This is a genomic window from Hymenobacter sediminis (assembly GCF_003231285.1).
Lineage (GTDB): Bacteria > Bacteroidota > Bacteroidia > Cytophagales > Hymenobacteraceae > Hymenobacter > Hymenobacter sediminis.
In genome coordinates this window covers 424,878-444,660 of the sequence record NZ_QKNS01000001.1, presented here as the reverse complement: position 1 = coordinate 444,660, position 19,783 = coordinate 424,878, and the positions used below count along the sequence as shown (strand labels likewise).

General features: G+C 59.5%; 22 protein-coding genes and 1 riboswitch. Of the genes, 16 read left to right on the top strand and 6 right to left on the bottom strand.

Annotated elements, in window-relative coordinates; all coding sequences use genetic code 11:
• Positions 1 to 51 precede the first annotated feature (51 nt).
• Both folP and cdaA read left to right on the top strand, forming a co-directional pair.
• Positions 52 to 939, top strand: coding sequence for a dihydropteroate synthase (folP, locus tag DNI29_RS01875; RefSeq protein WP_110976370.1), 888 nt, complete (start codon positions 52 to 54; stop codon positions 937 to 939).
• Complete coding sequence (gene cdaA, locus DNI29_RS01870; RefSeq protein WP_110976369.1) at positions 936 to 1,775, top strand: diadenylate cyclase CdaA; 840 nt, start codon at positions 936 to 938, stop codon at positions 1,773 to 1,775. The genes folP and cdaA overlap by 4 nt, the downstream gene beginning before the upstream one ends.
• Before the next feature lie 452 nt (positions 1,776 to 2,227).
• Here the strand turns inward: cdaA and kbl are convergent, their stop codons facing one another.
• Entirely contained in the window at positions 2,228 to 3,475 is a 1,248-nt protein-coding gene (gene kbl / locus DNI29_RS01865; protein ID WP_110976368.1) for a glycine C-acetyltransferase, read from the bottom strand.
• Positions 3,476 to 3,608: 133 nt separating this feature from the next.
• On the bottom strand, positions 3,609 to 4,688 hold the full coding sequence (locus DNI29_RS01860; RefSeq protein ID WP_110976367.1) for a patatin-like phospholipase family protein: 1,080 nt from the start codon (positions 4,686 to 4,688) through the stop codon (positions 3,609 to 3,611).
• Positions 4,689 to 4,828: 140 nt separating this feature from the next.
• On the opposite strand from DNI29_RS01860, the gene DNI29_RS01855 reads away from it, so the two are divergent.
• The 6 genes from DNI29_RS01855 to DNI29_RS01830 all read left to right on the top strand — a co-directional run bounded on the left by DNI29_RS01855 (position 4,829) and on the right by DNI29_RS01830 (position 9,198).
• The gene (locus tag DNI29_RS01855; RefSeq protein WP_110976366.1) at positions 4,829 to 5,821 is read left to right on the top strand and encodes an NAD-dependent epimerase/dehydratase family protein; all 993 of its coding nucleotides are present in this window, start codon (positions 4,829 to 4,831) and stop codon (positions 5,819 to 5,821) included.
• Positions 5,822 to 6,022: 201 nt separating this feature from the next.
• Complete coding sequence (locus tag DNI29_RS24020) at positions 6,023 to 6,319, top strand: hypothetical protein (RefSeq protein WP_123823031.1); 297 nt, start codon at positions 6,023 to 6,025, stop codon at positions 6,317 to 6,319.
• Between the two features lie 126 nt (positions 6,320 to 6,445).
• Positions 6,446 to 7,177, top strand: a complete 732-nt coding sequence (locus DNI29_RS01845; protein WP_110976364.1) for a DUF3891 family protein — start codon at positions 6,446 to 6,448, stop codon at positions 7,175 to 7,177.
• 141 nt (positions 7,178 to 7,318) lie between these two features.
• The gene (locus DNI29_RS01840) at positions 7,319 to 8,287 is read left to right on the top strand and encodes a YihY/virulence factor BrkB family protein (RefSeq protein ID WP_110976363.1); all 969 of its coding nucleotides are present in this window, start codon (positions 7,319 to 7,321) and stop codon (positions 8,285 to 8,287) included.
• A gap of 199 nt (positions 8,288 to 8,486) precedes the next feature.
• Entirely contained in the window at positions 8,487 to 8,732 is a 246-nt protein-coding gene (locus DNI29_RS01835; RefSeq protein WP_123823030.1) for a hypothetical protein, read from the top strand.
• Between the two features lies 1 nt (position 8,733).
• Positions 8,734 to 9,198 (top strand): hypothetical protein, encoded by a 465-nt coding sequence (locus DNI29_RS01830; RefSeq protein WP_110976361.1) that lies wholly within the window; start codon positions 8,734 to 8,736, stop codon positions 9,196 to 9,198.
• Between the two features lie 86 nt (positions 9,199 to 9,284).
• On the opposite strand, the gene rlmN is transcribed toward DNI29_RS01830, so the two are convergent.
• Positions 9,285 to 10,355, bottom strand: coding sequence for a dual-specificity RNA methyltransferase RlmN (gene rlmN / locus DNI29_RS01825; RefSeq protein WP_438834625.1), 1,071 nt, complete (start codon positions 10,353 to 10,355; stop codon positions 9,285 to 9,287).
• 179 nt (positions 10,356 to 10,534) lie between these two features.
• A riboswitch (TPP riboswitch) is annotated at positions 10,535 to 10,630 on the top strand.
• Between the two features lie 72 nt (positions 10,631 to 10,702).
• Between rlmN and thiS the strand changes: the two genes are divergently transcribed.
• The 6 genes from thiS (at position 10,703) to thiH (ending at position 16,580) form a co-directional block, all read left to right on the top strand.
• Positions 10,703 to 10,906: a sulfur carrier protein ThiS gene (gene thiS / locus DNI29_RS01820; RefSeq protein ID WP_110976359.1), complete on the top strand. Its 204-nt coding sequence runs from the start codon at positions 10,703 to 10,705 to the stop codon at positions 10,904 to 10,906.
• Positions 10,907 to 10,989: 83 nt separating this feature from the next.
• A complete protein-coding gene (thiC, locus tag DNI29_RS01815) occupies positions 10,990 to 12,864 on the top strand; it encodes a phosphomethylpyrimidine synthase ThiC (protein ID WP_110976358.1) in 1,875 nt (624 codons plus the stop codon).
• Between the two features lie 156 nt (positions 12,865 to 13,020).
• Positions 13,021 to 13,782 (top strand): hydroxymethylpyrimidine/phosphomethylpyrimidine kinase, encoded by a 762-nt coding sequence (locus DNI29_RS01810; protein ID WP_110976357.1) that lies wholly within the window; start codon positions 13,021 to 13,023, stop codon positions 13,780 to 13,782.
• 3 nt (positions 13,783 to 13,785) lie between these two features.
• Positions 13,786 to 14,415, top strand: a complete 630-nt coding sequence (locus tag DNI29_RS01805) for a thiamine phosphate synthase (RefSeq protein WP_110976356.1) — start codon at positions 13,786 to 13,788, stop codon at positions 14,413 to 14,415.
• A complete protein-coding gene (locus DNI29_RS01800; protein ID WP_110976355.1) occupies positions 14,415 to 15,194 on the top strand; it encodes a thiazole synthase in 780 nt (259 codons plus the stop codon). Before DNI29_RS01805 ends, DNI29_RS01800 begins: the two co-directional genes overlap by 1 nt.
• A gap of 273 nt (positions 15,195 to 15,467) precedes the next feature.
• Positions 15,468 to 16,580: a 2-iminoacetate synthase ThiH gene (thiH, locus tag DNI29_RS01795; protein ID WP_110976354.1), complete on the top strand. Its 1,113-nt coding sequence runs from the start codon at positions 15,468 to 15,470 to the stop codon at positions 16,578 to 16,580.
• 13 nt (positions 16,581 to 16,593) lie between these two features.
• Here thiH and DNI29_RS01790 read toward each other — a convergent pair whose 3' ends face one another.
• From DNI29_RS01790 to DNI29_RS01780, 3 genes are all read right to left on the bottom strand, one after another.
• Positions 16,594 to 16,938: a hypothetical protein gene (locus tag DNI29_RS01790; RefSeq protein WP_162303474.1), complete on the bottom strand. Its 345-nt coding sequence runs from the start codon at positions 16,936 to 16,938 to the stop codon at positions 16,594 to 16,596.
• A 298-nt stretch (positions 16,939 to 17,236) separates the two neighbouring features.
• The gene (locus DNI29_RS01785; protein ID WP_110976352.1) at positions 17,237 to 17,860 is read right to left on the bottom strand and encodes a thiamine phosphate synthase; all 624 of its coding nucleotides are present in this window, start codon (positions 17,858 to 17,860) and stop codon (positions 17,237 to 17,239) included.
• The gene (locus DNI29_RS01780) at positions 17,857 to 18,291 is read right to left on the bottom strand and encodes a thioesterase family protein (RefSeq protein ID WP_110976351.1); all 435 of its coding nucleotides are present in this window, start codon (positions 18,289 to 18,291) and stop codon (positions 17,857 to 17,859) included. The genes DNI29_RS01785 and DNI29_RS01780 overlap by 4 nt, the downstream gene beginning before the upstream one ends.
• A gap of 204 nt (positions 18,292 to 18,495) precedes the next feature.
• Between DNI29_RS01780 and mnmC2 the strand changes: the two genes are divergently transcribed.
• Both mnmC2 and DNI29_RS01770 read left to right on the top strand, forming a co-directional pair.
• Complete coding sequence (gene mnmC2, locus DNI29_RS01775) at positions 18,496 to 19,182, top strand: tRNA (5-methylaminomethyl-2-thiouridine)(34)-methyltransferase MnmC2 (RefSeq protein ID WP_110976350.1); 687 nt, start codon at positions 18,496 to 18,498, stop codon at positions 19,180 to 19,182.
• A 15-nt stretch (positions 19,183 to 19,197) separates the two neighbouring features.
• Positions 19,198 to 19,746 carry a hypothetical protein gene (locus DNI29_RS01770; RefSeq protein ID WP_110976349.1) on the top strand — a complete coding sequence of 183 codons (549 nt, stop codon included), beginning with the start codon at positions 19,198 to 19,200 and terminating at the stop codon, positions 19,744 to 19,746.
• Positions 19,747 to 19,783: the final 37 nt, after the last annotated feature.

Genomic DNA, 19,783 nt, shown 5'->3' with positions numbered 1-19,783 from the left:
TCGGCCGCGCAGGTACTACCGTCAGCATGACGCCCTCTTTCCGCTCCCACCATGCTCCTCCAGGCCCCGCAAGATACGTGCTTTTCCCCGAGGCTAACCCTGCGCTGCCCCGGTGGGCGGGTGCTGGATCTGCGCCAGCCCCATGTCATGGGCATCCTGAACCTAACGCCCGATTCGTTCTTTGCGGGCAACCGCATGGGTAGCGAAGACGAACTGTTGCGCCGGGCCGGGCAGATGCTGCAAGCCGGAGCTGTTGTGCTGGATTTAGGCGGTTACTCCTCCCGCCCCGGTGCGGAGCATATTTCCGCCGACGAGGAAAAGCGCCGCCTGCTGCCCGCCATAGAGGCCGTGCGCCGGGAGTTTCCGGAAGCCTTTCTCTCTGTGGACACCTTCCGAGCCGACGTAGCCACCGAGGCCGTAGCTGCCGGCGCCGACATCCTCAACGACATCAGCGGGGGCTCCCTCGACGAGGATATGCTGCCCACCGCCGGCCGTCTGGGCGTACCCTACATCCTGATGCACATGCGCGGCACCCCCCAGACTATGACTCAGCTCACCCATTATGAGGGCGATATTGTGCTGGAGCTGGTGCGCTACTTCCGCGACAAGCTGGCCTTGCTGCGCCAGCATGGGGTAGCGGATGTGGTGCTGGACCCCGGCTTCGGGTTTGCCAAAACGGCTGCTCAAAGCCATGAACTGCTGCGTCGCCTACCGGAGCTGCAGGTGCTGGGCCTGCCCATTCTGGCCGGCCTTTCCCGGAAAAGTATGGTATATAAGCCGCTGGGCTTAACGCCTGATGCCGCGCTGGCCGGTACCATTGCCGTGAACACGCTGGCTGTGCTCAACGGGGCCCGGCTGCTGCGCGTACATGACGTAGCAGAAGCAGTCCAGACCATTCGGCTCGTTTCAAACACCTACTCCCTACCCCCTGCTTCGTGATTGGCGCTTTCACCATCGGCTTCCTGCGCATTGGCTGGATAGACGTCGTGGACGTGCTACTGGTCACGGCGTTGTTTTATCAGCTCTACAAGCTGCTGACGGGTAGCGTGGCCCTGAAAGTGTTTCTGGGCTTTATGTCGCTCTACCTGTTCTATCTGGTAGTGAAGGCCCTGGGCATGGAACTGCTCACCAGCATTCTGGGGCAGTTTATGAGCGTGGGCGTGCTGGCGGGTATTATTCTCTTTCAGCAGGAAATCAGGCGGTTTTTGCTGAATGTGGGCAAGGCTACCTCTTTTGGCAACCGCCTGCGCGTGTTTCCGTGGCGGCGCGAGCAAACCCAGGAGCGCATGAACGTCACGCCGTTTATTGAGGCGGCCAAAAGCTTGGCCGGCAAGCAGACGGGCGCCCTCATTGCCTTCAGCATGGCCTCTGACCTGAAGTTCTTCGCCGACTCCGGCGACCTGATTGACGCCACCGTGAGCAAGCGCCTGCTCATGAGCATCTTCAACAAAACTAGCCCCTTGCACGACGGGGCAGTTATCATCAGCAACGGCCGCATCAAGGCCGCCCGCTGTATTCTGCCCGTCAGCGAAAACCCCGATGTACCCGCTTCCATGGGTCTGCGCCACCGCGCTGCCATTGGCCTTACCGAGGTTACCGATGCCATTGTGCTGGTAGTCAGCGAGGAAACCAGCCAGATTTCTCTGGTACGTGGCGGCGAAGTATTCCGCAACCTCGCCCCCGCCGACCTGCGCGCCCGCCTCAATGAGTTTCTGTTTGACGCCGCTCCCCGCCCTACCCCCTCGGCTGGGTCAAAGGCTGAGGTAGCGGCGTAATTTTTGCTTACCCAGACATGTCTCGCACTGCGCCTGAGCAATGTCCAGTATGTAAAGGTGAGTTGGAGGTGCGCCTATGTGCTCCTTGTGATGAATGCGGCGGTGATGTTCCAACGGAATTGGAACATATGCGAGCGGGTAGACACAACTATATTACCTATTCTATCTACCAAGGGCTACACCTCACCCTGTGCGATTTTTGCACAGTAGATTTCGGCAGTCACGCTCCTGAATACTTTGGCTTGCAGAAAGGGGAAAAGCTATATCCTAGCAGCTTTAGCTATATAGCAAGGATTGAGCAGCCAGTTGCCACCCTCGACAAGTTTTGTTTAAGCTGTAACCTTAAGCTGAAATTTCTCCGATTCGTGCAAGCTATTCGAGTACTCAATCAATAGCAACAGGGCCCGCACTCATCGGTACGGGCCCTGTTGCGGCTACTCTCTTTCTAATAATTACGGCGTGTTCTGCACTACTTGGCCGGCTTCCGGCTGCTGAGCCGAGGGCTCCTTAATGGTGCCTAGCTCGCGGCCTACCTCAATGAAAGCGTTGATGGCCTTGTCGAGATGTTCGCGGGTGTGGGCGGCGGAGAGCTGCACCCGGATGCGGGCCTGACCCTGAGGAACCACAGGGTAGTAGAAACCTACCACGTAAATGCCTTTTTCCAGCATTTTAGCCGCAAATTCCTGGCTGAGCTTGGCATCGTATAGCATAACGGGCACGATGGGGTGCTCACCGGGCTTGATGTCGAAGCCGGCTTCCGTCATGCGCTGGCGGAAGTATTTAGTGTTTTCCTCCAGCCGGTCGCGCAGCTCGGTGCTTTCCGTGAGCAGTTCCAGTACCCGTAGCGAGGCGCCTACAATGGCCGGGGCCAGAGTGTTGCTGAACAGGTAAGGGCGGCTGCGCTGACGCAGCATATCAATGATTTCTTTGCGGCCCGAGGTAAAGCCACCCATGGCGCCGCCGAGGGCTTTGCCGAGCGTGCCGGTAATGATATCAACGCGGCCCATGGCATTGCGGTACTCGTGGGTGCCGCGGCCGGTTTTGCCGAGGAAGCCCATGGAGTGGCACTCGTCAATCATCACCAGGGCCTCGTACTTATCGGCCAGGTCGCAGATTTTGTCGAGCTGGGCGATGGTGCCGTCCATGCTGAACGAGCCATCGGTAACAATGATGCGGTGACGGGTGCCTTTAGCTACAGCGTCCTGGAGCTGCTTTTCCAAGTCCTGCATGTCGTTGTGGGCGTAGCGGTAGCGCTGAGCCTTGCACAGGCGTACGCCATCAATAATGGAAGCGTGGTTCAGAGCATCGGAAATAATGGCATCCTGCTCGTTGAACAGGGGCTCGAATACGCCGCCGTTGGCATCAAAAGCCGCTGCGTACAGGATGGTATCCTCGGTGCCCAGAAACTCGGCCAGCTTCTGCTCCAGTTGCTTGTGGATATCTTGAGTGCCGCAGATAAAGCGCACCGATGACATGCCGTAACCGTGGGTATCAATGGCCTCTTTGGCTGCCTGTACTACCTCCGGGTGCGACGACAAGCCCAGGTAGTTGTTGGCGCAGAAGTTCAGCACTTCGCCGGCCTCAGTGGTTTCAATTTCGGCGCCCTGGGGCGAGGTAATCACGCGCTCCTTCTTGTAGAGGCCCGCATCCTTAATTTCCTGAAGCTGCTTTTCGAGGTCCGGCTGGAGGGTGGTGTACATCGGTGAATGAGTAAGTGAATGACTGCGTGAGTGGGATTTGCTATACGAGCGAGGGTAGCAAAGGTAAGCGTTTGCCAGGCAGGGAAGCTGCCCGGCTTGCTGCCAATATCTGCTTTCCAAAGCATGCTGCTCTTTACTTCTTCCGCTCGAAAAACGCTTGTGCTCCCACCCTCCCACTTTCCATCAACTGCTGCTTCTGCGCCTCCGACATTCGCTTGATTTTCGGGTTGAAGCCGAGCGTATTGATGCTGATGGTGCGGGGCCAGTCGGCGGGTTGGGTGGGGTTCAGGTTTTCCAGCGCCAGCGTGTACAGGGCTCCCACGTAGGATCCGAAGTCGCGGATGGGGTAGGGCGCCAGCTGCTGACGGCCGCCGGGCTGAGTGTCGTAGGCAATCTGCTCGGCCCGGTCGAGGCGCAAGCCCAGGGTTTCGGGGTTCACGAACGGAGTGGGGGTAGCGCCCATAGCGGCTGTGGCTGCGCCAGCCGCTAGGTAGCGTGGGTGATCAAACAAATCAATAGGGTAATTCGCCAGCAGCCCCCCATCTACCAGCACCTCTACCTCTTGGCCTTTGGCGGGGCGACGCACTATGTGGCCCTGCTTATCGAGCAGTACGGCCCGGAAGTAGAGCGGTATACTCATGCTGATGCGCACGGCATCGGCTACGCGCAGATCAGGATGGGTTTCGTAGCTAAACACCTGCACGCGCTGCGTAGTCAGGTTAGTGCCGGTGGTGTACAAGTCGCGGTAGCGGGTAGGCTCCTGCTGGGTTAGGGCGTGCAGCTGGCCCAGCGTGAGGTCGGGCCGCTGGGTTTTCCGGCCAATTAGCTCGCTTAGGTAGCGCGCAAACTCGTCGCCGCGGTACCAGCCAAACTGCTTGATCAGGCGGGTGCTGCCCCCGAAAAACATCAGTCGTCCATCATTCAGGCGCTGCACCGGCGTGTTATTCACTATCTCCCTGATTTCCTGAGCCGAGTAACCTACCGCCAGCAGGGCCGCCTGAATGGCCCCGGCCGAGGTGCCGCCTACCCGCTGTAGCCCCGCCAACACGCCGCGTTGCTCCAGCTCCTGCAGCGCCCCACCGTACGCAATGCCCCGAATACCGCCCCCCTCCATCACCAGATTGCGGTACACGACGGGGGTAGGCGACTGGGCCCAGGCAGCCGAAACCAGGATCAGGCAGAGCAAAACAGTAAGCAGAAGGCAGCGGCGCATAACCAGAAGAGGAGTTGGGCAGAAGATACTGAAAGTGGCCAGCGGGTTGTATGGGCTACTTTCCTTGCCGCACCATCGATAACCGTCCGGCTCAGTTATCTTTGTAGCCCCATCCACCCCTAGCCTTCAATCACCCCCGAATGGACACATCCAGCACTTCGGCTGCTACCCCCAGCGGCGACACCATCCTAGTTATCGGCGCCGGCGGACAGCTGGGCCTGGAGCTTACCCACGAGCTGCGTCAGATCTATGGCGCCTCCAACGTAGTAGCCGCCGATGTGCGGCCGCCCCAGGATGCAGAAACCTCTGAGGGTGGCCCGTTTGAGCTGCTGGATGTGCTGGATAAAAACCGACTGGAAGAAGTAATTCGGCAGTACAAGCCCAAGCAGGTGTACCACCTGGCGGCCCTGCTGTCGGCTACGGCCGAGAAAAACCCCAAGTTTGGCTGGCAGCTAAACATGGACGGTCTGTTTCATGTGTTGGACGCGGCCGTGGATTTGGGCGTGCAGCAGGTGTACTGGCCAAGCTCCATTGCCGTGTTCGGGCCCGATACGCCCCGCCAGAACACGCCTCAGCTTACCGTCATGAACCCCAACACGGTATACGGCATCAGCAAGCTGGCCGGCGAGCAGTGGTGCGAGTGGTATTTCCGCAAGCATGGCCTGGATGTGCGCAGCTTGCGCTACCCCGGCCTCATCGGCTATAAGAGCCTGCCCGGCGGCGGTACTACTGATTATGCCGTGGACATCTACCACAAAGCCGTGGCGGGTCAGCACTACGAGTGCTTCCTTTCCGAGGAAACCTATCTGCCCATGATGTACATGCCCGACGCGCTGAAGGCTACCCTCGACCTGATGCACGCCCCCGCCGAGGCCATCAAAGTGCGCAGCTCCTATAATCTGGGCGCCATGAGCTTCTGCCCCCGGGAAATAACGACCAGCATTCAGCGCCATTACCCCGAGTTCCAGGTGAGCTACCAGCCCGATGCTCGCCAGCAAATAGCCGATTCCTGGCCCGCCAGCATCGACGATGCCAAGGCTCGCCAGGATTGGGGCTGGCAGCCTCAGTTCGACTTGCACCGCATGACCGACGACATGCTCCTGCACCTGAAAGAAGCCTTGGTGCTGAAGTAAACCTGTATGTTTCTGAGCATCGGCGCCGTATTTGGCTCAGTGGTTTCACTGGCTCTCAATGCTGGAGCATTATATATATTTTACTGGTTCGTACGCACAATCATCCGGCGCTATTATGGCAGTCTGCGGTCTGCTAATCCGTTCCAGGCAGGCTGGTCACAGCTACGTGACCAATATGATAGTTCGCATGGAGTACTGCGCATGACTCAGTTTTCGGCCCGCATCGGAGGGATATGGTACCGCGACGTGCTGCAAATCGGCTTCGACGCACAGGATGTAGTCATCCGCAACAACATGGGCTTTTCTTCCTTAGTTAGAATTCCTTACAACCACATCGAACTACTTCAGCAACCAGAATCATTCCAGGCGACGCGCATGAGCGAAACGGAATACACTCCTGCATTATTTAGGGCAGGTGGCGTTGAAATTGGGTTGGATACGCACTGGTCGGCCCAATTCCTGCAGCACATGGCGGCTAACTCATTAGCTACCTCGTGAAAGACCAGAACTTAGCAAGCAAAACGCCTTACCTCTCCCGGTAAGGCGTTTTGCTTGCTACCCCTGTAAGAAGCCACCAACCTGCGCGCCTACCCTACGTTTCTCTTCGGAAACCCCGGTAGCCTCATGATTGTAAACCACGTTCCAGCCGGCTGGCAAATTATCTACCAGCAAGCTCATGCCCTGCTAGCGGCCCAACTGCTACACCAGTGGCCCGCCTTCCTACCCTGCGACCAGTGGGTAGGGCTGCTAGCCGCCGCGGCCCAGCACGATGACGAGCAGCAAAGCTGGGACGGGCACTACGGCCTTACCCCTGCCGGGGCGCCGGCCAACTTCACCATGAAGGAATTCTCGCTGGAGCAGGCTACTGGCGTCATGAAAGCGGCCCGCTTCCAGGGGCGGTGGCGCAGCCTACTCACCAGCATGCACCTGAGTACCCTGTACGAGAGCCTACGAGGGCAAAAACCAGAGTTAGATGCGTTTCTGGATGAGCAGCAGGCCTGCCAGAAGCGCTGGCTGCGGGAGTTAAAGGTCAAAAAGGCCGATGCCCAACGAGCGTATACCCTCCTGCACTGGTGTGACCGGCTCAGCCTGATTCTGTGCCGCCATGAGTTACCAGAAATGGGTCGGGCTCTGGAAATATATCAGGGGCCTGATGGAGAAAACTATCAGGTGCTACGGCCGGAGCCAGAAGGACCAGTTCGAGTACAGCCTTGGCCTTTCCGCGACAAGCATTTCAGTGTCAGTGTGGAAGCCAGTGTACTTCATCAGCTACAGTTTAAGGACGACGCGGAGCTAGCCACAGCCCTGCGGGAAGCTCCCATTGAGATGTTGGCCTGGGAACTCGTGAAGGGGTAAAAACTACTTTTCAGAAACTGAAGAACGGCCGAAAATCAAGCACAGCACTCGATAATTCGATTGGAAATACTGGGTAACCCGAACGCAGCCCCTACCCGGCGCGTACTACCTGCAGCTTTTTCCTTCCGAAACCTCCGCCTCATGGCCACGCACTACCGTCTCTCCGACATTCTTAATATCCTCAAGACCACGGCCAGCGAGTTCATGGTGAACAACTCGTTCCGGCACGCGGCGGCGCTATCATACTACACTATCTTCTCCCTGCCGCCGCTGCTTCTGATCGTTATTACGGTAGCCAGCTCTATTTATGGGGCTGAGGCCGTAACAGGCCAGATTTACGGACAAATGCGCGGGTTTCTGGGCGCCGATTCGGCCAAGTTCCTGCAGGATTCTATTGCTGAGTTCACCAAACAGCAGAAGACCGGCGTGGCATCCATCATTGGCATTGGTACGCTGGTGTTTGCGGCTACCACTTTCTTCGTGACCCTGCAGGAGAGCATCAACGACATCTGGAACCTCAAGGTGAAGCCGCGCAATGGCATCTGGCAGTTTGTCCGCGACCGGCTATTGTCATTTGGTCTGATTCTTAGTGTGGCCTTGCTCCTGCTTATTTCCTTCGTGATTAGCGCCCTGCTTAGCGTATTCACCGATCAGCTGCAGGAGTGGTTCCCAGAGGTGGCCGTCATCGTCATTCACGCCGTTGATTTCATTCTTTCGCTCTTCATCACCTCTCTGCTGTTTGCCCTGATCTACCGTTTTCTGCCTGACGCCATTATCCGCTGGCGCGACGTGGGCATTGGCGCAGTCATTACAGCCCTGCTGTTCCTGGTAGGAAAATATCTGATTGCCTTCTACATCGCTCAGTCGAACCCCGGTTCAGCTTTTGGGGCCGCCGGCTCAGCCATTGTGCTGCTGCTGTGGGTAAACTATTCCTCGCTCATTATCTTTTTCGGGGCTGAGTTCACTCAGGAGTTTGCCGATGCTTTCGGGCAGAAAGTGCAGCCCAAAGCCCACGCCGTGCGCATTGAAACCCGCGAAGTACCCGAGGGTGAAACCAAGGAAGAAATCAGCACTGGTCGCCCCCGCTCCGAAGGCCGCTGGAAAGGCTAAGCCAGCTGCAGCAGGCCGCTTTCCCCGCCACCACCACGACAGCTGTACCTTGTGCAGCTGTCATTTTTTATCCCGGCTTATCTTGCTACCTCCTCAGTGCAGGCCCGCTGCTGGCAGGGCAAGCAGAGAGGTGCCTACCCGAGGAAAATACGCCGAAGCTCCACCCCAGCCAAGAAATTTATTGTACTTTTCGGCCAATATGAAACGTATTATTCTTTTGTTAGTGAGCAGTTTGGGCCTGGGTACCGCTGCTCAGGCAGCCGCGCCTTTGGCCGGCGATACGCTGCGAGGGCAGCACCAGTTTATTCAGCAGGTATCGGCTACCATGTGCGAGCGGCTGCAGGCGGAAGGGCAGAAACGGCCCCTCACTTCCCTATCGGAGGTAGATGCTCAGAGCATCATGGCAGCTATGGTTGAAAGCAGCTTTCTAGGCGCATGCCGATGAGATGAGCGCCCTGATGACGGCCAATAAAGTCAGCAATCCGCACAAAGCCGGGGAAGCTCTGGGAGCAACCATGATTTTGCACTTAGTGGAGAATTGCCCGGCGGGTCAGCAGCTGATGGCGGGAGTTATTCAGTCGAAGTTCAAGTCTAAGCTGCCCATTACGGAGGCTGAGCGGCCGGTACTTATGCTGGTTACCCAGGACGTTTGCCAGCGCCTTGACGCCGAAAATGCTACACGCCCCATAAGCAGCCGCTCGCAGGCGGAACGCAGTTCCGTTATCACGGCGGCTATGCAGGGTAGCATACTCAAGCACATGGAGCCCCTGGCTAATTTCTATGGGCTCGACAAGATGAAGAACAACAAGCTGATGGAAGGCGTGGGACAGAAGATTGCTCTGCTTATTTTCCAGCAGTGCCCTTCCTACCTGCTTCAGCTTGGCATTGATGAGTACATGAAGCGCAAGTAAGCCCCTTATCTCCCGTTTCCTCTTAAAAACAGAATCGCCGCAACGAACAGGTTGCGGCGATTCTGTTTTTAAGAGGAAACGGGAGCCTACGCTACAACGTCAGCCTTTTCCTTCACGGCCAGCTGACCGCAGGCGGCGTCGATGTCTTTACCGCGGGAGCGGCGCACGTTGGTTTGTACGCCCCGGTCGGCCAGGTACTTGTGGAAGGCCATCAGCTTATCGTCGGCAGTGTTTACGTAGTCGGCGTTTTCGATGGGGTTGTACTCGATGAGGTTCACCTTGCAGGGAATCCACTTCGAAATCTGGTACAGCTCCTCGGCGTCCTGCAGGGTGTCGTTGAAGCTCTCGAACACGATGTACTCGTAGGTGACCTTGCGGCCGGTTTTCTGGTGGTAGTGCTTAAGGGCATCCTTCAACGAAGCAAGAGAGTTGGCTTCGTTGATGGGCATAATTTCGTTGCGCTTCGTGTCGTTGGGCGCGTGCAACGAGAGGGCCAGATTGGCCTTTACGTCGTCGTCGGCCAGCTTCTTGATCATCTTGGCAATGCCGGCGGTGCTGACGGTGATGCGGCGCGGAGCCATGTTCAGGCCGTCGGGGGCCGTGATGCGCTCAATGCTTTTCACTACGTTGGCGTAGTTCAGCAGGGGCTCGCCCATGCCCATGTACACGATGTTGGTGAGCGGGGTACCGTACTGCTTTTCGCACTGCTCCCGGATGCGGACTACCTGGTCATAAATTTCTGCCGCATCGAGGTTGCGCTTGCGCTCCATGTAGCCGGTAGCGCAGAACTTGCAGGTCAGGGAGCAGCCTACCTGCGAGCTGATGCAGGCTGTCATGCGCGTATCGTGCGGGATGAGCACGCCTTCCACGATGTTGCCGTCGTGCAGGCGGAAGGCCGATTTGATGGTGCCGTCGTTGGAGAGCTGGGAGTTTTGCACCTGCACGCCATTGATGACAAAGTGCCGGGCCAGCAGCTCGCGCGTAGCTAAAGAGATGTTGTTCATCTCCTCAAACGACGAAGCTGTGTTTTTCCACAGCCACTCCAGCACCTGCTTGGCGCGGAAAGGCTTCTCGCCGTGCTCCACCATAAAGGCCTTGAGCTCGTCGGGGGTAAGTTTGCGGATATCGCGCTTCGAAACTACGGGCAGGTCAATCATCATAACTGCAAAGATACAAGGCGGAAAGTCGAACCCCTAGGTCTTCTTTTCCAGAACATCCCTCAACCCGCTGAACCTGAAAAAAGTGCCGGCCAGCGAGGCGGTTAATCAGAGAAGAAGTTTTTCTTACTTGTGCATTTCGCCGCCTTACCATTTGACAATTTCCCTTACCTTGGCAGCGTAAACTTTAGGGGTGTTCTGCCGCGCAGGACTGAGAAATACCCTTTGAACCTGATCCGGGTAATGCTGGCGAAGGGAAAAGTGACTGAACCGGGCCAACCTGTGCCCGTGGCGTGCGCCCCTAAAAGTTTATTGTTTTGACACTCAACCAGCTAACCGCTTGTTGCATGACCCTTTTTGTCAACGATAAACCGCACGAAGCCCCCGACGCCCCTACCCTCTTCACCACCCTCGAAGCCCTGGCTCTCACGCCACTGCGGGGCATTGCCGTGGCCGTGAACGACGAGGTAGTAGCCCGCCCCGACTGGCCCGACTTCCAGCTCCGCCCCCAGGACCGCATCACCGTCATTCGGGCTACCCAAGGGGGGTAGGCTGGCCCTACCCCAACCAGCGGCTACCCCCTCCCTACCCTGCGAGCAGCCGCTGTTCACTTCAGCTTCCTTTCCTTCTTCTGATGAAAAAAGACCACGCCCCCCAGCAGACGCTGGTGGAACGCGCACCCCTGACCGGCTCGCGCAAGATTTACGTACCGGGCCAGCTCTACCCCAATCTGCGGGTAGCCATGCGCGAAATCACGCTCAGCGACACCCAGCGCAAGTTCGATTTCACTAACCCCACGGAGCAAAATCCGCCCGTGACGGTGTACGACACCAGCGGCCCCTACACCGATCCGGCCGTGGAAATCGACCTGAAGAAGGGACTGCCGCGCCTGCGCGAGGAGTGGATTCTGGAGCGCGGCGACGTGGAGCAGTTGCCCGGCACTTCGTCGGAATACGGGCAGCAGCGCGCCGCCGACCCGAAGCTGGACCACCTGCGCTTCGAGCACATCCGGCGGCCCTACCGCGCCAAGGCGGGCCACACCGTGACCCAGCTCCACTACGCCAAGCAGGGCATCATCACCCCGGAAATGGAATACATTGCCATCCGGGAAAACCAGCGGATTGATATGCTGGCCGCCGATGACGCTTTGAAAGTCCAGCACCAGGGCCACAGCTTCGGGGCCAACACACCCCAGGGCCGTATTACGCCGGAGTTTGTGCGCGAGGAAGTAGCGGCGGGCCGGGCGGTTATTCCGTCCAACATCAACCACCCGGAGGCCGAGCCCATGATTATCGGGCGCAACTTCCTGGTGAAAATCAACACCAATATCGGCAACTCGGCCGTCACGTCGAGCATTGAGGAGGAGGTAGATAAGGCCGTGTGGAGCTGCCGCTGGGGCGGCGATACGCTAATGGATTTGAGCACGGGCAAGAACATCCACGAAACGCGGGAGTGGATTATCCGCAACTGCCCGGTGCCGGTGGGTACGGTGCCGATTTATCAGGCCCTGGAAAAAGTGAACGGTAAGGCCGAGGACCTGACCTGGGAACTGTTCCGCGACACCCTGATTGAGCAGGCCGAGCAGGGCGTGGACTACTTCACGATTCACGCTGGGGTACGCCTGCCCTACATTCCGCTCACGGCCAAGCGCGTGACGGGCATCGTCTCACGCGGGGGCTCCATCATGGCGAAGTGGTGCTTGGCTCACCACAAGGAGAACTTCCTGTACACCCACTTCGAGGAAATCTGCCAGATCATGAAGGCCTATGACGTGGCCTTTTCCCTGGGCGACGGTCTGCGTCCCGGCTCCATTGCCGACGCCAACGACGAGGCCCAGTTCGCCGAGCTGGAAACCCTGGGCGAGCTGACCAAAATTGCCTGGGCCCACGATGTGCAGGTGATGATTGAAGGTCCTGGCCACGTACCCATGCACCTGATTAAGCAGAACATGGAGAAGCAGCTGAAGGAGTGCCACGAGGCCCCCTTCTACACCCTCGGCCCCCTGACCACCGACATTGCGCCCGGCTACGACCACATCACTTCGGCCATTGGAGCGGCCATGATTGGCTGGTTTGGCACGGCTATGCTCTGCTACGTGACGCCCAAGGAGCACCTCGGCCTACCTAATAAACAGGACGTGAAGGACGGCGTCATTGCCTACAAAATTGCCGCCCACGCCGCCGACCTCGCCAAGGGCCACCCCGGCGCCCAGTACCGCGACAACGCCCTGAGCAAGGCCCGCTTCGAGTTCCGCTGGGAAGACCAGTTCAACCTCTCACTGGACCCCGACACCGCCCGCGAGTACCACGACGAAACCCTTCCCGCCGAAGGCGCCAAGGTGGCCCACTTCTGCTCCATGTGCGGCCCGCATTTCTGCTCCATGAAAATCACCCAGGAAGTGCGCGACTTCGCTGCTAAGCAGGAAGTGCAGCCCGACGAGGCCTTGGCCCACGGCCTAGCCGAAAAAGCCCGGGAATTCGTGGAGAAAGGCAGCGAAATCTATCTGTAGACGAAACGACTGCCTGTCATCCTGAGCGTAGCGAAGGACCTCTACTGCTTCGTTGTAATCTCTAGTGAATTAGCCAGAGGTAGAGGTCCTTCGTGCTGCTCAGGATGACAAGCGTTTCTACCTCAATGTCAACCTCTGCCCCTACCCTCTAACTCGATGTCCAACCTCCGCCCTTACGCTCTGAGTATGGCCGGCTTCGACCCTAGTGGTGGGGCCGGCCTGCTGGCCGACTGCAAAACCATGGAGGCCCTGGGCGTCTACGGGCTAGGCGTGTGCACGGCCCTCACGGTGCAGAACGACGTGGAGTTTGAGCGGATCATAGGGGTAGCAACTGCCGACGTGCGGGACCAGGTGCAGGTGCTGCTACGGCGCTTCCCAGTGGAGTGGGCCAAGCTGGGACTGGTGGACAACCTACCGGAGCTACCAGGCCTGCTGGCCTGGCTGCGAGAGTTGCGCCCTACCCTGAGTTTGGTATGGGACCCGGTGCTGAAAGCCAGTGCCGGCTACGACTTCCATACCACGCCGACCCCGCAGTTGGTGTCCCAGCTGTGCCGGCAGTTGGCCTTGCTTACGCCCAACCAACCCGAGATGCTACGCCTGTGGCCCGCTGCTACTCCTGAGTTGGCGGCGGCGGCAGTCAGTATGTTTTGCCCGGTGCTGCTGAAAGGCGGCCACACCACCGGCCCCGAAGCTACCGACCTGCTGTTCAGCGACGGGCAGGAAGTAGCCCGGTTCACTACCCCTCGTCTGTCCCACGGCGAGAAACACGGCAGCGGCTGCGTGCTGTCGGCGGCCATTACGGCGGAGCTGGCAAAAGGGCAGCCGCTGCTGGAAGCCTGCCGCCGCGGGAAAGACTACACCACCCAGGTTCTGGCCAGCAACGACACGCTGCTGGGCTACCATTTTCAAGACCACTAACCTATGCGCATCAGCACCCTTCAGTTTATTACGGACTCCCCCACCCAGGCCGAGCAGGCCTGCGCCGGCGGAGTGCGCTGGGTACAGTTGCGGGTGAAAAACACGCCCCACACTGCCTGGAAGCAGCTGGCCCTGGACACCCAACAGGTCTGCCGCCGCTACGGCGCTACCCTCCTCATCAACGACAACCCGCAGATTGCGCAGGAAATCGGGGCCGAAGGGGTGCACCTGGGCCAGCAGGACATGCCGCCGGATGATGCCCGTGCTATTCTGGGTCCTGATTTCATCATCGGCGGCACGGCCAACACATTTGCGGATATCGAGCGGCTGGCCGCCGCGGGCGTGGACTACATCGGGCTAGGGCCGTTCCGGTTTACGGTTACGAAAGAACGCCTCAGCCCGATTCTGGGGCTGGAAGGCTACGCAACCATCATGGCCCAGTGCCGCGCGGCGGGCATCACGGTGCCGGTGGTGAGCATTGGCGGCATCACGCCGGCCGATGTACCCGGTTTGCTGGCCATGGGCCTGCACGGGGTAGCCGTGTCCGGGGCCATTTCGGCGGCCCCGGAGCCACAACTGGCAGCCGCCACTTTCCTCACGCTTCTTCCCACCTCACTCCCTACCCCCCAATGATGGCCCAACCCCTTGTAGTAGCAGGGCGCACCTTTACCTCGCGCCTGTTCACCGGCACCGGCAAGTTCAGCTCGGCGGCGCTGATGGAGGAAACTCTGCTGGCTTCGGGCTCGGAGCTAGTGACGGTGGCCTTGAAGCGGGTGGACGTCGGCAATGACCAGGACGATATTCTGCGCCACCTGCAGCACCCGCAGTTTAGCCTACTGCCCAACACCTCCGGGGTTCGCACGGCCCGTGAGGCGGTATTTGCCGCCCAACTCGCCCGCGAAGCCCTGGAAACCAATTGGCTCAAGCTCGAGATTCACCCCGACCCCAAGTACCTGCTGCCCGACCCCATTGAAACCCTGAAAGCCGCCGAGGAGCTGGTGAAGCTAGGGTTCGTGGTGCTGCCCTACATCCACGCCGACCCGGTGCTGTGCAAGCGCCTGGAGGAGGTAGGCGTGGCGGCCGTTATGCCCCTGGGCGCGCCCATTGGCAGCAATCAAGGCCTGCGTACCCGCGACTTCCTCGAAATCATCATTGGGCAAAGCAAGGTGCCGGTGGTGGTAGATGCCGGTCTGGGCGCGCCCTCGCACGCCGCCGAGGCCATGGAGTTGGGGGCCGATGCCGTGCTGGTCAACACGGCCCTGGCCGTGGCCGGCAACCCGGTGCAGATGGCCCACGCCTTCCGCCTGGCCGTGGAAGCCGGCCGCCTCGCCTACGAAGCCAAGCTGGCCGCCCCCGTGCGCAACGCCGCCGTAGCCAGCAGCCCGCTCACGTCTTTCTTAGGGGAGAACTGAAACTAGCAGTTGCTGCCCCAGACTATGGTCATGCAGAGGCGCAGCCGAAGCATCTGGCGTGCTTTCTAAGACCGTCATGCTGAGCATGTGGCGCATCAAGCCAGGGATCGAAGCATCTCTACTGCTTCGTTGCTATGTCAGTTGATTAGCCAGAGGTAGAGATGCTTCGATCCCTGGCTTGATGCGCCACATGCTCAGCATGACGGACTGACGTCAACCAACAGGCTAGCGACTTTCCTACCCCTACTACCACCCCCAACCCCTACCCCGCTCATGTCCTTCCGTCCTGTTTTCGAGGCCTACCCCTGGGATGAGGTGAAAGCCGGCATCTACGCCAAAACGGCCGCCGATGTGGAGCGGGCCCTGGCCGCGCCGCGCCGCACCCTCGACGACTTTCAGGCCCTGATTTCGCCGGCTGCCGCGCCCTACCTCGAGCAGATGGCTCAACTCAGCCAGCACCTGACGCGGCAGCGGTTCGGGCGTACCATGCAGTTGTTCGCCCCGCTGTACCTGAGCAACGAGTGCCAGAACATCTGCACTTACTGCGGCTTCAGCATGGACAACAAGCTGCGCCGCCGCACCCTGAGCAGCGTAGAAATTCTGCAGGAAGCGGCCGTACTCAAGGACTGGGGCTACGAACATGTGCTGCTGGTAACCGGCGAGGCCAACCAAACCGTGGGGGTAGAGTACCTGCGTAACGCCCTGCGCACCCTGCGTCCGCACTTCGCCCACTTGGCCATGGAAGTGCAGCCCCTGGACCAGACCGATTACGAGCAGCTGATTCCGGAAGGCCTGAACACGGTGCTGGTGTACCAGGAAACCTACCACCAGCACGACTACCGCAAGCACCACCCGAAGGGCCGCAAGTCGAACTTCTACTACCGCCTCGATACGCCCGACCGCCTGGGCCGCGCCGGCATTCATAAGATGGGGCTGGGCGTGCTGTTTGGCCTGGAAGACTGGCGCACCGATTCCTTTTTCACGGCCCTACACCTCGACTACCTGGAGCGTACCTACTGGCAGACCAAGTACAGCCTGTCGTTCCCGCGCCTGCGCCCCGCCGAAGGGCTGCTGCAACCCAAAGTAGAAATGACGGACCGGGAGCTGGTGCAGCTGATTTGCGCCTACCGCCTCCTGAATCAGGAAGTGGAGCTTTCCCTCTCCACCCGCGAAACGCCCTTGTTCCGCGACCATGTGAGCCAGCTGGGCATCACGACCATGAGCGCGGGCTCCAAAACCAACCCCGGTGGCTACGCCGTGGAGCCGGAATCCTTGGAGCAGTTCGAAATCAGCGACGAGCGTAGCCCCCGGGAAATAGCCGCCATGCTTCGCTGCCAGGGTTACGAGCCCGTCTGGAAAGATTGGGACTTGGCGCTCCAGAGCTGAGGTTGGCGGCTGGCTAGGGGGTAGGCGTCTGCTCCCGACTGAGGTAGTAGCCACCCAACGCGGCGCCTACCCCGGCGCACAGCATCAGAAACTCATTGGTGCCATCCTGGCCCCGGCTAGCCTGCATAGAGCCGAGCAGGAACATAGAGCCCCACCAGCCCAGAAAGGCGCAGACTAGAGTCATCGTCCTACTGGCCGTATATTCTCCCCGGTCGCTCATCTGCAAGAAGGCATACACACCCAGCCCAATGCCAAGCGGCGCACCCAGCAGCAGCAGCAGCACACCCCACAGAAACTCTCCCAAATCCTGCCCCTTAAAAGCCTCGCCCATAACTGGCGCGCTTATCAGCAGTAGCACGGGTAAGAGCGCCGAATATTTCCTTCTTGATACCATATAGCGGGCAGTAGCTTACTTCACTGTTGAGTAAATAGAACGTCATGTGATTGAATAGAACTGTCTTGTCGAGACATCTCGCGTGCTGACGCTTGGTTACTAATTCCAACGTCAGCACGCGAGATGTCTCGACAAGCTCGACATGACAACGTGCTAAGGTGGGATGACGGGCTAGGACAAATTGATGTGCTGAAACAGATGGATGTGCTGGGAAAACGCCCGAAATGTTTCGTGCGCTCTGCCTGTCAGGTTCTTGCTTGGCTTACAACTGCTTTCCGTACGCCAGATCGGCCAACTCTCTGAAGGCCGCTACCGGGTCCGGCGCTTCCCAGACGGCGCCCAGCACGGCGGCACCCGCAAAGCCGGTCTGCTGGGCCAACGGGAGCGTGCCGGCCTGGATGCCGCCCAGGGCCAGCACCCGGGCTTCGGGCACTGCTTGCAGGGTAGCAGCTACTTCTGGCAACTCGAAAGCACTGGGGTAGCCGACCTTACTGATGCTGTTAAAGATGGGGCTAAGAAACACGTAGTCGAACGCCGGGCCCAGGGCCTGTACCTCGGCCAGAGAATGCAGGGCGGTAGAAACGGTGCCGCTGGCGGGCCGAACCTGGTGCTGACCCGCCGCGCGGGCGCTGGCCGTGAAATGCACGCCGCCTACCCTGAACTCCGCCGCCAACACGTGGTGGTTATGCAGCACGAGGTGGGGTAGCCACTCTGGCGGAGCGGCGCGCAGCCAAGCGGCGGTTTCGGCTGGGGTCCAGGCGGGGCGGCGCAGGTGCAGGCGCGGGGGCGTGGGGCTGGCCATAATGGCGGCCAGCACCTTTATTTCGGCGGGATGCGGCTCCGGGGCCGTTAGCAGAACTAGCTGAAAGCCGGGGCCTGAGCTCATGCGGTTTCGCCGCGCAGGCGGGCGGTGTACTCTTCCGTGAGGGGTAGGAGCTGGCGAGTGTTGTAGTTGAAGCCGAGCATGCCGGTTTTGGCGCGGGCAATTTCGCGGCCGTCCTGGTTTTTTACCCAGTACACCAAATCGAAACCGTACTTGCTCAGGTCGGTGGCCGCCATCTGAATGTGCAGCACGTCGCCGTAAAATCCTTCGCCCTTGTACTCAATGGCCACATCAGCCATAATGTGGCCCAGGCCGGTGGCGGGGTCGAACTCGGCGTGGCCGAGGTGGCGCAGAAACTGCACCCGCGCCTCGTGCAGAATGCTCAGTAGGGCATCGTTGCCGAGGTGGGCGCCGTAGTTGAGGTCAGTGATGCGCACCGGAATTTCCGTGGTGAGCAGGTAGGTTTCGGGCAGCTGGACTTTAACGCGGGGCATGGGGTAGGCCGGTGGAGGAGCCGATAAAGTACGGCGGATTTTTGGTGCCCGCACAACCCAAGTGCGCCAACCCCGGCGTTCTGAACAGTGCCTGCCGCCCTACCCCCGGCTACCGCCGAAACCTCAAACGCAGTATATTAGCCAAGTTCTGCCCCCGCGCCGCGCGGCTTTGGTGGCAGATTTTTCTTTTTCCGCTCCCCTTCCATGTCTACACCTCACGTTGAAGTTCGCGCCACCGCCGACGGCTCCAGCACCCTGTACGTGCCGGCGCTCAACGAGCATTACCACAGCACCCACGGCGCCCTGCAGGAGGCCCGACACGTGTACCTGGCCGCCGGCCTGGAGCCAGCCCTAACCGAGGAAAACCCCGTGGTGTGGGTGCTGGAAGTAGGCTTTGGTACCGGCCTGAATGCCCTGCTGACCCTGGAGCGTAGCCTCACCGCCGGGCAGAAAATTTTCTACGATACCATCGAGAAGTTTCCGCTGCCCTGGGAGGTAGTCAGCCAGATGCACCCCGACGGCCACCTAGCCAGCCCCGAGCTGCTGGACTACCAGCACCAGCTGCACGCCGCCGCCTGGAACCGCCCCGTACCGCTGACTCCCAACTTCGAGCTGCTGAAGCGCGCCGGCGAGCTGCAAGCCACCGCCCTACCCCACAACACCTACCAGGTTATCTACTTCGACGCCTTCGCCCCGGAAAAGCAGCCCGATATGTGGACCGATGAGGTGTTCGCGCAACTCTACCACGCCGCCGCGCCTGGTGGGGTGCTGGTCAGCTACTGCGCCAAGGGCTCGTTCAAGCGCAGCCTGAAGGCCGCCGGCTGGCTGGTGGAAAAGATTCCCGGCCCGCCCGGCAAGCGCGAAATGACCCGGGCGCGGAAGCAGGACTAACTACATACATTCGCTATGAAGCTTAATCGTCGTCTGAATCAACTTACGGAAGCTGATTATCACCATCTGCTTGTTCACTACCGGCGCTATACTGATTTTAACTCGCTGGGGCTATTCCGCAGTTTACTTGAGAATGAGAAGCTGAATCTGGAGCAGCAGCTGCGCCTGCGGGATGCGGCGGCGGCAGCGTTTCCTAAGTTCTACGAGTTTCTACAGCTGAAAGACCCCAGCACCTACCTCCGTCTCAGCACCCTGGGGCAAGAGTTAACCGTGGCCGATAAGCGGGCGGTGTGGACTGAAATCCGCCGGACGCAGCAGCGCATCCTAACTGAGAAGCGCATCCGGCACCGCGGGTTTGGCACGTATTCCAAGCATAACTGCGGGTATGATAACTGCCCACTTAACGGCCTAATGATCCGGCAAGGAACACGCATTGTAGAAGATTTTATGCGCTTTGACACCGACAAGCGAATTTGCTATGGAGGTCACGTTGACCACCGCGCTGAGCAGCGTCGCCGGGAGCGGAAAGCCTGGCCCAGCCGACGGAATTATCTGGAAGAATAACTAAGCCCCTTCCCACTTCCCGCATCCTGCGTAAGTT